Origin of the sequence: Mycoplasmopsis mucosicanis (assembly GCF_006546935.1) — a bacterium.
GTDB classification, from domain to species: Bacteria; Bacillota_I; Bacilli_A; order Mycoplasmatales; family Metamycoplasmataceae; genus Mycoplasmopsis; species Mycoplasmopsis mucosicanis.
The window spans coordinates 1-11,935 of sequence record NZ_SMDN01000018.1; the positions used below are offsets into that span (position 1 = coordinate 1).

Here is an 11,935-nt window from a genome sequence, read left to right on the forward strand (position 1 = left end):
ATATCTTTAAAAATTGTAAGGATTCAAAGTCAAAATCACTCAAAGACGTAGTTATTCACCAAATTTATCAAAAATTCAAACTTCCAATGAGTATTTATGGAACATATAAATCAATTAAGAAAGAAACGACTACAGAGCACTGCAAAAATTCATATTATCGTTCATTAGACTATCTAGCTCAAAACCAAAAAACAATATTAAAAAACTTAAATCAAGAAATATCAAAAATAAGTTCTAGAAATATTAAAGTTTTATGATATGACACAACAACATCATATTTTGAAACATTCAAAAGAGGTAATTTTAGAAAACCAGGGTTCTCAAAAGATGGTAAATTCAAGGAAGATCAAATTGTCATTGGTTTGATTACAGATGAAAATGGCATTCCGTTGCATTACAAAGTTTTTCCTGGTAATACTGCAGATTCTTCTACATTTATATCATTTATGCTTGAATTAGAAAAATACTACGGAATAAAAAACGTCACAATTATTGCAGACAAAGGGATGAGTGTAAATAGAAATATAAGATTTTTGGAAGATAAAGGGTGAAATTTCATTATCTCATATAGAATGAAAGTTGGTTCAAAAGCATTTAAACAATTTGTCACAAGTGATGAGGGTTGAATTAAAAGTGATGAAATTAAATATAAGCTTGAAGAAATTGACTCAACATTCAAAGGTAAAAGACTAAATGGACACAAAAGAAGAAAAGTGGTTACTTTTAGTCAAAAAAGAGCACAAAAAGATAAAAAAGATAGAGATGTCTTGATCAACAACTTTACTAAAAAAATGGATAAAAATGGACTTGTTGCTTACGAAGATGTTATCGGTGGTAAAAAATACAGGTTTTTCGAGCCAATAGAAAAAGGTGGTTTTTACAAGCTTAATATTGATAAAATCGAGGAAGATGAGCAATTTGACGGTTTTTACGTCTACGAAACAAATAGAAATGACCTAAAAATAGAGGAAATTGTTAATTTGTATTCAAAACAATGACAAGTAGAGGAAAACTTCAGAACATTTAAAGGCACCTTAATGCTTAGACCTGTATATTTGTCTACATGAAATCATATAGTTGGCTACATTTGTCTATCATTTATAACACTTGTTTTCTTGAATTTTATATTAAATATGATTAATGAAAAAACCGGACTAACCGGTAAAAGTAGAATAACTGAACATAAACTAAAAGAAATGATTTTTGATGTGAAATCAGTGAATACGTTTATTCACAACCATATTTCAACATCAGTCGAGATTAAAAACAACGCAAATTCCAGTTCATGAGAAACGTACCATCTCATAAAAACTATACTTATGAAAGAAAAAATTCTTATATTTTAACTTATTAAACTCCATAAAAATGGAATATTTATTTTTTTATACTTAAAGTGGGAAACGCAGGAAAAAGTATTAAAATTTTATTGATTAACATATAACCATTCTTAATAATCAATGTAGAAATACAAAATTTAACAAATATTAATAATAATAAAAGGATAATAATGAAAAAAAGATTAAGTATATACTTGTCATCTTTTTGCGTTGGTTTACCAATAATTGTTGCTAGTGCTGCATGCTCAAATCCAAACACTGGTGCGAGCGACACTGATACATTAAGTGACCAAAAACACTTAAAAACGAGTCTTTTGGGAAAAGAACTTAATGCATTTGAAGTCAATAGACGAATAGAAAATATGCTCGCTAACAACCAAAGCAGTGCAGAAATTATTGATTATATTAACCAGTTTATTGATGACAAAATTAACAATCAAAAATATGAATTTGTCAAAAGCGAAATTGACAAGGATAGTTTAAAATTAACCTTAAAAGACACTAACAAAAATCAACTCACAATCTTTATAGATCAATTCCAAAAATATGAGCAAAAAGACAGTGAAAGTGGTAAAAAAGTTAGCGGTTGAGTAAATCTAGGTGATATTGAAATCAATACAGTAGTCGGTGATGAAGCAAAAAAACTTGATGCTGATGAGTTCAAAAGATTTATCGAGAAAAAAAACAAAGAATTTAAAAATGATGGTTATAAACTACTCAAATTTTTAAGAGATAATAATTATTTAGAAATTAAAAACTTAGACGAAAATTCTAAATGAAAATACACATACATTGATAAATCACATACTCATGGACTTTATGATTTCCATGCATATTTTGTAGCAGAAGACAAAAAAACAGGTAAATTATTTAGAGAATATGATGAAAATGGACAGCCTGGCTTTTCTTTAAAAGGTTGAAAAAGAATTTTAAAAGTAGGTGAGATATGAGTTCCTTTAACAATAAAAGTTAATAAGGATGCTCAAAAATCTAAACTTGCAGAATTTAAAAACAGTTTCAAAAATGCTTCATCAATTAAACAGAAAATAGAAATTATTCATTCAATAAGCAATGCGAAATTTGGTGATCTAGAAAAAGTCGATCTTTCAAAATATAATTATTCTCTTGAATTAATCGAGACACAAAACAAATTAAATGAAATAATTTTAAAAGCTTCAGTCAAAAGTAAAGAAGCAACCGAAAACGATGAAGAAGACAATAAATCTAACACAGTTTATGCACTAATTAAAGACTTTGACACAGAAATAAGTGCTGGTAATTATCAATTTAATACAAGCATTAGATTCAATGGTTTTGATGTAAATCAAATTAAAGGAATTTTAGGTGCAGGATCAAATTCAGAGCACCCGCAAAAAGTTGAAGAAGAGACTTTTGAAGAGTTGAGCGTACCAGAATTAAAAACTGTACAAGAAGTTAATGAATTTTTAGCTAAATTAATAGGTCAAAAAGATAAAACTCTTGCATTTAGTATTGAAAAAATTAAAGAATTTATTTTTGAAGCAGAAATAACTGATGATGATAAATATACAGCAGAAGACAAAAAATATGTAAATTCATTGATTGATGTTCCTTTATCAAAAGGAAGAGTGCAAAAAGGTCAATATTCATTATTAGTTGATAAAGTTAATTCTGCTTCAAGTTTAGAACAAAAAATTAGTGCAGTTAAAGAGCTACACAAATTAATTCTTGAAACTAGAAAAAAACTTAGTGATTTGGTACTTAACACAAACAAAAAATTAATGGATGAACGAATTAAATTCTATAAACAACAAAACATTAAATACACAAGTCTTGAAAAACTTTATGAACAAAACAATGAGTTTTTGAATGCCTCTAAACATCCTGCATTTGAAAAAGTTATTGAATTAAGTGAAAATATAAGTGAAGAACTTAACGATTTTCTTTATGGAGATCAAGACTCACTCACTTTTGAACAAGTTATGTCTGTATTAAAAAATAAAATAGGTGTTCAATTCTCTAAATTTATTCAGTCAGATGACAAATTCGAATACAAATTTGATAATAAATCAGTAAAAGTAACACAAAACCATTACAATAGCGAATACAACATTAAAGAATCAAACAACAAAATTGTGTCTTTTAGTGCTCAAATTACTGAAAAATCTACTAAAAAAACAAGCGATATTACAGTCAATTTAGTGTTCAATGAGGATTAGTAAAAATATGAAATTCAAATTCATTCTACCAGTAAGTTCAATGACAATTCCATTCATTGTTGCTTCATGCAACAACAAAAATGATTCAACTATTATAGAAAACGATACAACTAAAGTAACTAATATATTTAATAATTTAAAGTCAAAATGATTACAGTTCAAACAAAAAATTGGCCAAAATACAGATGATTTTGATAAAAATCTCAAAAAATATGCAGCATTCAGAACACAATTAACTAATTTGGTTGATAGAGAAAATTCTTTATACATAAATTTTTCTCAACTTGCAAACACTTTAGATAATCCGCATTCTATTTTGGAACAAAAAGATATAAGCAGTTGAAGCGACAAAGACCAAAAGCACTTTAAAAAATGACTTAAAGATAAAGACGCAAAAATCATTCTCAATACATACAGCATTATTGATGATGCATCGATTCAAATCTCATCAACGCAAGACAAATTAAAAATTAAAAACAACTCAAATGCGTTAGTTAATTTTGACAATTATTTAAGTGATTTAGGAAAAAAACAGTTCAAAGACGAAGAAATATTGATTGAATACACAAAATTACTTAACTATTTTGAGACCTATTTATTCAATAAAGATCATATTGAGCAGGACTTAAAAGATTCAATTGAAAGCGATGAAAACCACGGTGGCGATAACAAAGAACATACTCACTCGCATGCATTAGTCAACATTACAAGCAATGCTATAAGACAAAATAAAGAGTTTTTAGGTATCTTAGATCAAATTAAATCTCTTAAACCTAATTTTGATAAACTCACAGACAACAGAAAAAAAGAATTCTACAACAAGCACTTATTTTCAGTCTTAGACAAAATCAATATCGATGAATTATTAAAATTGTGCGATGAAGCTCAAAGCGACATCGATTCACTTAAGCAAATTTGTGAAGAAATCTTAAATGATTTAGGTGCAATTAAAAAAATAATTTCACCACAACAATAATTACTCAGCAATGAGTAATTTTTTTTAAAATTTTGCGTATAGTACTCAAAAATGTGTATATTGGTCAAATTATTTGTTTCAATAAAGCACAAAAAAACTCATGAACACATGAGTTTTTAGATTTTGCATTGAGCATTATTAATGATTTTGAAAAATATCAATTTTAGATATTGCCTTGCGTAATTGGATTTCTATATTAGTGTTATCTTCATGAGTAGAAGTGCGCAAAGCACTTAATGCTTTGTCACGTTGTTTTAGAGCTCTTTGCAAGTCGATATCATTGCAATCCACAATATCATCAGTAATTATTTTAATTTGTTTGCTATCAACATAAACAAGACCGCCACCAATAGCACAAAGCTTATAATCGGGGTCGTTAGGTTGATTAATTCATAATTTACCAACTTCAATATTACTCATAAATGGTGCATGTTCAGGTAAAAAAGTAATTTGGCCGCCAGATACAGTTCTAAGACTAACTGAGCGAACATCTTTTTCGAAAAATACACCCTCTAGTGTTGAGATAAATAAATGAATTGTAGGCGAATTATTTTTCATTTTGCTCACCTTGTGAATTTTGTTCGTTTTGTGCTTCTTTAGTCATATTTTCAGCTATTTTGTATGCTTCATAACGATGATCAACTTCGCTAATATCGGCTGCATATAAAAACATTTCTTCAGGCACTTCATCATAACTTCCTTCAAGTATTTTTTTGAAGCTTTTGATTGTATCGCTTAATTTTACATAAGCCCCTTTTTTACCTGAGAATTTTTCGGCAACTGTAAAAGGTTGACTCAAGAAGTTTCTTATTCTTCTTGCTCGTGAAACTAATAATTTATCAGCATCACTCAATTCACCCATACCAAGAATAGCAATAATGTCTTGAAGTTCTTTAAAACGTTGCAAAATTGAAATTACACCATAAGCCACTTCATAGTGTTCTTGACCAACTACAAGAGGATCAAGCAATTTTGAACTTGATTCAAGTGGATCGACTGCAGGATAAATACCGAGTGCAGCAATATTACGATCAAGAACAGTTTTTGCATCAAGGTGGTTAAAAGTTGTTGCAGGAGCAGGGTCGGTTAGGTCATCAGCAGGCACATATACTGCTTGCACAGAGGTAATTGAACCTCTGTGAGTTGAAGTTATACGTTCTTGCAACTGACCCATTTCAGTTGCAAGAGTTGGTTGATAACCAACAGCACTAGGCATACGTCCAAGCAAAGCACTAACTTCACTACCGGCTTGTGTAAATCTAAAAATGTTATCAATGAAAAGAAGAACATCTTGATTTTGTTTATCTCTGAAGTATTCAGCCATTGTTAAACCAGTTAGCGCAACACGCATACGTGCTCCGGGAGGTTCATTCATTTGACCAAAGACTAACGCAGTTTTATCAAGCACACCTGATGCTTTCATTTCATAGTAAAGGTCATTACCTTCACGAGTTCGCTCACCAACACCGGCAAAAACACTTAATCCACCGTGTTGAGTAGCTATATTATTAATTAATTCTTGAACTAAAACAGTTTTACCAACACCAGCACCACCAAAAAGACCTATTTTTCCACCTTTTGCATATGGAATCAATAAATCAACTACTTTAATACCGGTTTCTAGAATTTCTGAAGATGTTTTTTGTTCTTCATAGGTTGGTACTTTTGCATGAATTGGCATCATTTCTGTGTCGGGTTGAGGTTCATTATCAATAACTTGACCTAAAACATTAAACATTCTACCTAATACTTTTTCACCAACAGGCGCTTGAATTGGATGACCAGTATCATATACTTCTAGTCCTCTTGCAAGTCCATTAGTTGAAACCATTGCAATTGTTCGCACTGTTTCATCCCCTATGTGTTGTGCTACTTCTAAAGTATATTTATTTCCATCGAATTCTAACTCAAGTGCATTTAAAAGAGCAGGTAATTGACCTTTTTTGAATCTTACATCGACTACAGGACCTAAAATCTGAACTATTTTTCCTTTATTTTGTGTCATAATTCTCCTTAAACTGCGTTAGCACCGCTAACTATTTCATTCAATTCTTGAGTTATATTGCTTTGACGTTTTCTATTGTAATCAAGATTTAGGTTTTTAATTAAATCATTAGCATTTTGTGTAGCACTTTCCATTGCGGCACGTCGTGCAGCATATTCACTTAGTGATGCGGATGCAAGTGCGAGATTTATTTTTGCATTTACAAAAATAGGCATGGTATCTTTAAGAATTTGCAAAGCATTAGGCTCAAATTCAACAACTTGTTTTGCATTAGTTGTTTTAATTTTGTCGCGGCCAGATTGATAAGGCAAGATTTTAAAGCAAGTTTCTTGCTGTACAAGGTTGTTAATAAAGTTAGTATAAATAACATTGATTTCACCAACATGGCCATTAATATAACGATCAAATGCTAATTTAGTGAGTTGTTTTGCTATTTTTTTAGCTTTTTGCACTCCTCAACCACGTTGCAAAATGATTTGTGATTTGTAAATGTGAGATAGCGATGAAATACCTTTGGTACCTAGTAAAATTACTTCATCATCATGACCTATTTTACTTTTGCAAAGCTTGATAATGTTGCTATTGTAGCTTCCGGCTAAACCTAAATCAGTTGCAATTACAATAAAAAGTTTTCTTTTGCTAAATTTTCTTTTAATAAAATCAAGAATTTCACCTGCATCAACACTGTGAAAGTAGATATCAAAAACCTCAGTCACTTGTGATTCATAAAGCGAAACCGCATCGAAACACTCACGAGCTTTTCTGATTTTTGATGTTGAAACAAGTTCCATAGCGTGTGTTATTTTGCGAATTGATTCAACAGTGTGCATTCGCGATTTAATTTTTTGCAAACTAGCCATAATTATTCCTCAAATAGAGCACGATATTTAGCTGGCATTGCAGCATGCTCGCTAGCATTGTAATTAGGTAATGTTGCAATGATTTTTTTAACAATTTTAACTAGTTCAGTACATAATTTTTCTTTTATTTGGTCAGTAAGGTCGTTGTTTGCACTCATAATTTCATCTGCAATTATTGTGCCCCGTGAACTTTGCATAAGTTTAACAACTTCATCACGGTATTGAGCTATGCTTTCCTTAGGCAAAGGATTGATAATTCGTTCTTTGTTGCCTAAAAGAATTGCTATTTGAGCATAAATACTAATTGGCATGTATTGAGATTGTTTCAAGAATTCAAAAACTTTAGCACCGTGTTGTAAAATGTTTTTAGTAGATTGGTCTAAATCTGAACCAAATTGAGCAAAGGCTTGCATTTCATTGTATTGAGCAAGTTCAAGTTTAAGTGAACTTGATACTTTTTTCATTGCTTTAATTTGCGCAGCAGAACCAACACGGCTAACACTAAAACCAACATCGACAGCAGGTCTTTGACCTGAGTGGAATAAATTTTCACGAGTGAAAATTTGTCCATCTGTTATTGAGATAACGTTAGTTGGAATATAAGCAGAAATATCACCTTGTTGAGTTTCAACAATTGGTAGGGCGGTTATTGAACCACCACCATTTTCTTCATTTACACGCGCAGCTCTTTCAAGGAGTTGCGAGTGTAAGTAGAATACATCACCAGGATAAGCTTCACGTCCAGGTGGACGACGAAGAAGAAGTGAAAGTGTTCTGTATGCTACAGCATGTTTACTTAAATCATCATAAACAATCAAAACATCTTGACCTTTTGCCATTCATTCTTCAGCAATAGTAACACCAGTGTAAGGAGCAATGTATTGTTGAGGCGCAAGTTCGCTAGCACCTGAAACTACAACTGTAGTGTATTCAAGAGCGCCTGTCTCGTGTAGTTTATGAACTATTTGCGCAACTGTTGAGTTTTTTTGTCCAATAGCAACATAAACACATTTAACATTTTTGCCTTTTTGATTGATTATTGTATCAATAGCGATTGCTGTTTTACCAGTTTGACGATCACCAATGATTAATTCACGTTGGCCTCGTCCAATAGGAATCATTGAATCGATTGCTAATATACCAGTTTCTAAAGTAACATTAACTTCTTTACGGCTCATTACCCCTGGAGCAACTTTGAAAATTTCACGTTTGTGTTCAGTTTTAATTGGTCCTTTACCATCAATAGGCGCACCTAAAACATTAATAACACGACCAATTAATTCATCACCAACACCTATAGCAATAACTTCACCAGTACGCTTACATTCATCGCCTTCTTTAAGTGAGTCAGCATCACCAAAAATAGCAACACCAACTACATCTTCTTCAAGATTTAGCACCATGCCTTTGATGTCATTACCAAAAGCAATAATTTCACCATTTTTCGCTTTATCCAAACCGCTGACTAACGCAATTCCATCGCCAATAGTAATGATTTGACCTACTTCATTGTGTTCAACTGTTGAACTAAAGTTTTTAATGCGCTCTTTGATTATTTTGTAGATATCATCATATTTTTTTGCCATCTTAGTCTCCTTTGTCAATAATAAGGTTTGAAAGTTTTTCTAGATCTAAAGCAAAATTGTGTTCAATAACATCAGAATCGATTTCAATACGAAACCCTGAAATTAGATTTTTATCAATAATGTTTTCTAAATCTATCTTACAATTGTATTTTTTTGCTAAATAGTTTTTAAATTTGGTTTTATTAGTTGTTGAAAGTTTAAATGCTGTGTAAATTGTTGCTTTTTTGATATTCATTGCTTCATTAGCAAGTTCATCAAAGTGTGAAATGATTTTAGGTAGTAAACTGAATGCGTCTTTATGTATTAAAAGTTTCAAAAAATTAGGCACAATTGAACTAGTTGCTAGACCATTAAATAACTCATCAATTAGCTGATATTTTTTTTCTTTATCGTAGGCATGTGTTCCCAAAACACTCATATATGAGTAGTTTTGTTTTAAACACTTATCAATTGTGTCGAGTAATAAAAGGTTATTTTTAAACTCACCTCTTTCAACACTGAGTTCAAAAAGCGCTTTAGCATAGCCCTCTATATTTTCATGGCGATACATCTAGTGCTCCTTGAAGAAGTCATCAATAATTTTTTTCTCAGATTCTTGATTAACTTGGTCTTTAAGAATTTTACGGCTAAGTAGTGATGCTGCATTAGCAACGTGAATTTGGTTTTGAGTGATGAGTTCTTGTTTTTGTAAATTAATATCAATTTTAGCTTCTTGAATAAGTCTTTGTGCTTCAAGTTTGCCTTTATTAATATATTTTTCTAGCTCAACATCTCCGTTTCGTTGAGCGTTAGCAATAATAGCATATGCTTCGTTGTGTGCGTTTTGTAATTTTTCATTAGCTTGCGCTAATATTTGAGCACTATCTGCATTGTTTTTTTGTGCTTGATCAATGTTTTGTTGAATGTATGCTTGTCGTTTAGCAATGCTTTGTTTTACTGGTTTATAGAGTAAAAAGTAAAGAATAAGCATTACTAATGCAAATGCTAATAGGGTTGCAATAAACATGGGTCATGAGGGCCAAAGTTTATTGATTTTTTCTAGAATATCTTCAGCAAAGCCACTTTTATGAGCTTGTGGTGCACTTGGAGAGGCTTCTAGAATGTAGTTTATTTTGTCCATTTGAAATCCCTATAAATAATTATTTGAAAACAAATAGTAAAAGAACTGCAATAATGAAGCAGTAAATTGCAGCTGATTCAGCAAGAGCCATACCAACAATCATTATTGTTCTAATTTTTGATGTAGCTTCAGGATTTCTTCCAACTGCTTCAGCAGAGCGACCACTAGCAAGTCCTTGTCCTAATCCTGTACCAAAGCAACCAAGCATACAAATACCTGCACCAATGGCAATTAATCCACGATCTGTCATTTTTCCTCCTAATAAATATTGTTAGCTATTTGCACAATATTTTGATTTTGTTTTTGTTTTGTTTTTTTATTTTTGCGAGCATTTGAAGCTGTAAGATCAACTTCACCTGTTCAATAAATTGTTGTTAATATTGTAAAAATTAATGCTTGAATGACGGCTCCAAAGATGTCAAAGAACATATGTAATCAAGGTGTTATGATACTTGCGAAGAAGTAAAGTTGAGGTCCAGGTATAAATAAACCTCAAATATAACCACCTAAATAATAAATTGAAGTCATAACAATAGCACCACCAGTGATATTACCAAACATCCGACAACTCATTGAGATGAGTGGAGAAAATTGTCCAATAATTTCGGCTGGATTTTTGACATATTGCATGAAGAATTTAAAGCGCTTATACCATAAACCAATTAAATAAATGCCAATGAATGTTATAGCAGCTAAGATAAAAGTAATTGAATATGAAGTTGCTAAAGGTTCTAAACCAATAAGTCCAAGCATATTACCAACCAGTAGAAATGTAGTTAGCGAAAAAATATAAAAACGTGCTTTAGGCAAAAGACCTGATGATGTATCATCATAACTATTATCAAGCAAGCTTACATATGCTTCAGCCACCAATACAGTAGGCACAGGTGCTTTATCTGGTGAAGAGTGTTTTTTAATCTTAATAAAAACAATTAAGCTTACTATAAAAATAATAATAACTGTCACAATTAATGATAAAAGCTGCGGTTGATTCCACACACCAAATGCTTTAATTATTTCTTCCATGAGCCCCCTTTCTTTTGTTTTTTGATTTTAATACAAAAGTAATTAAAATCGCTAAAGGTATATTGTTTATTCCAAAACAAAATGTAAAAATATTGATTGGTCTATACGCATTAAATTCAGTATTATTACTGAATTTATTAACCATAATAATAATGGCTAAAACGCAACCAATCAGCGTTAGTGAACATAGGAAATTTAGTGTGCTAAGTCCAAATGCTGCTCTTTTAGAAAGCAATAATTTTAATGAAAAAAAGACTCGAAGCATATAAATCAAGAATGATACACTAGCTCCAATTACGTACCCAATAATTAATGAAGAACTAAACAAAATACATACACAAAATACAACACTAAATACTACAAATATAATTCAGTGTACTAGTGATATGCGATCAAGATCACTTTGATCCATTTTGCTCCTAATTAATATTAAATACTAAAATTATTTTAATACTTTATTAAAAAGTGAATAAATTTTTTTTGATTTAGTTTTAAGCCAAAAAAAGCAAAAAAGAGCATGTTTAAATCCTGAGTTTCGGAGTAAAAAACAAAAAGTGTAAAATTGACTGTTATTTTAAGTCAAAATACACTTTTTGTTTTTTCTATATACAATTTTTTACAATTTCTAGAAATTCATTATACGTTTCTTCATTGCTTTTCCTGCGTTTCCCACTTTAAGTATAAAACTAGAGCCCTCTACGGCTCTATATTTTTATTTATAAAAATATAAAAATATATATTTTTTATACTTATATACTTAAATGTGGTATAATTAATATATGAAAGTTAAAAAAGAATTGGTTTCAAGACAATGAAGAGTTTCAAAT

12 protein-coding genes are annotated in these 11,935 nt (G+C 30.7%); 3 read left to right on the forward strand and 9 right to left on the reverse strand.

What is annotated here, in order from left to right; all coding sequences use genetic code 4:
* The 3 genes from E1I18_RS03290 to E1I18_RS03300 all read left to right on the forward strand — a co-directional run.
* On the forward strand, nt 1-1,346 hold a 1,346-nt coding region (locus tag E1I18_RS03290), incomplete at its 5' end, for an IS1634 family transposase (RefSeq protein WP_141484170.1).
* A gap of 161 nt (nt 1,347-1,507) precedes the next feature.
* Complete coding sequence (locus E1I18_RS03295) at nt 1,508-3,535, forward strand: hypothetical protein (protein WP_141484171.1); 2,028 nt, start codon at nt 1,508-1,510, stop codon at nt 3,533-3,535.
* A gap of 7 nt (nt 3,536-3,542) precedes the next feature.
* Nucleotides 3,543-4,511: an MAG5150 family histidine triad lipoprotein gene (locus tag E1I18_RS03300; RefSeq protein ID WP_141484172.1), complete on the forward strand. Its 969-nt coding sequence runs from the start codon at nt 3,543-3,545 to the stop codon at nt 4,509-4,511.
* Between the two features lie 138 nt (nt 4,512-4,649).
* Here the strand turns inward: E1I18_RS03300 and atpC are convergent, their stop codons facing one another.
* The 9 genes from atpC to E1I18_RS03345 are packed head-to-tail and all read right to left on the reverse strand — an operon-like array spanning nt 4,650 to nt 11,520.
* Nucleotides 4,650-5,069 carry an ATP synthase F1 subunit epsilon gene (gene atpC, locus E1I18_RS03305; protein ID WP_141484173.1) on the reverse strand — a complete coding sequence of 140 codons (420 nt, stop codon included), beginning with the start codon at nt 5,067-5,069 and terminating at the stop codon, nt 4,650-4,652.
* On the reverse strand, nt 5,059-6,516 hold the full coding sequence (atpD, locus tag E1I18_RS03310; RefSeq protein ID WP_141484174.1) for a F0F1 ATP synthase subunit beta: 1,458 nt from the start codon (nt 6,514-6,516) through the stop codon (nt 5,059-5,061). Before atpD ends, atpC begins: the two co-directional genes overlap by 11 nt.
* 8 nt (nt 6,517-6,524) lie before the next feature.
* Nucleotides 6,525-7,376: an ATP synthase F1 subunit gamma gene (atpG, locus tag E1I18_RS03315; protein WP_141484175.1), complete on the reverse strand. Its 852-nt coding sequence runs from the start codon at nt 7,374-7,376 to the stop codon at nt 6,525-6,527.
* Nucleotides 7,377-7,378: 2 nt separating this feature from the next.
* Complete coding sequence (atpA, locus tag E1I18_RS03320; protein WP_141484176.1) at nt 7,379-8,962, reverse strand: F0F1 ATP synthase subunit alpha; 1,584 nt, start codon at nt 8,960-8,962, stop codon at nt 7,379-7,381.
* A 1-nt stretch (nt 8,963) separates the two neighbouring features.
* Nucleotides 8,964-9,512: an ATP synthase F1 subunit delta gene (atpH, locus tag E1I18_RS03325; RefSeq protein ID WP_141484177.1), complete on the reverse strand. Its 549-nt coding sequence runs from the start codon at nt 9,510-9,512 to the stop codon at nt 8,964-8,966.
* Nucleotides 9,513-10,082, reverse strand: coding sequence for a F0F1 ATP synthase subunit B (atpF, locus tag E1I18_RS03330; protein ID WP_141484178.1), 570 nt, complete (start codon nt 10,080-10,082; stop codon nt 9,513-9,515).
* Nucleotides 10,083-10,101: 19 nt separating this feature from the next.
* Nucleotides 10,102-10,332 carry an ATP synthase F0 subunit C gene (gene atpE / locus E1I18_RS03335; protein ID WP_141484179.1) on the reverse strand — a complete coding sequence of 77 codons (231 nt, stop codon included), beginning with the start codon at nt 10,330-10,332 and terminating at the stop codon, nt 10,102-10,104.
* Between the two features lie 8 nt (nt 10,333-10,340).
* Nucleotides 10,341-11,108, reverse strand: a complete 768-nt coding sequence (locus E1I18_RS03340) for a F0F1 ATP synthase subunit A (protein WP_141484180.1) — start codon at nt 11,106-11,108, stop codon at nt 10,341-10,343.
* The gene (locus tag E1I18_RS03345) at nt 11,092-11,520 is read right to left on the reverse strand and encodes a hypothetical protein (RefSeq protein ID WP_141484181.1); all 429 of its coding nucleotides are present in this window, start codon (nt 11,518-11,520) and stop codon (nt 11,092-11,094) included. The genes E1I18_RS03340 and E1I18_RS03345 overlap by 17 nt, the downstream gene beginning before the upstream one ends.
* Nucleotides 11,521-11,935 lie beyond the last annotated feature (415 nt).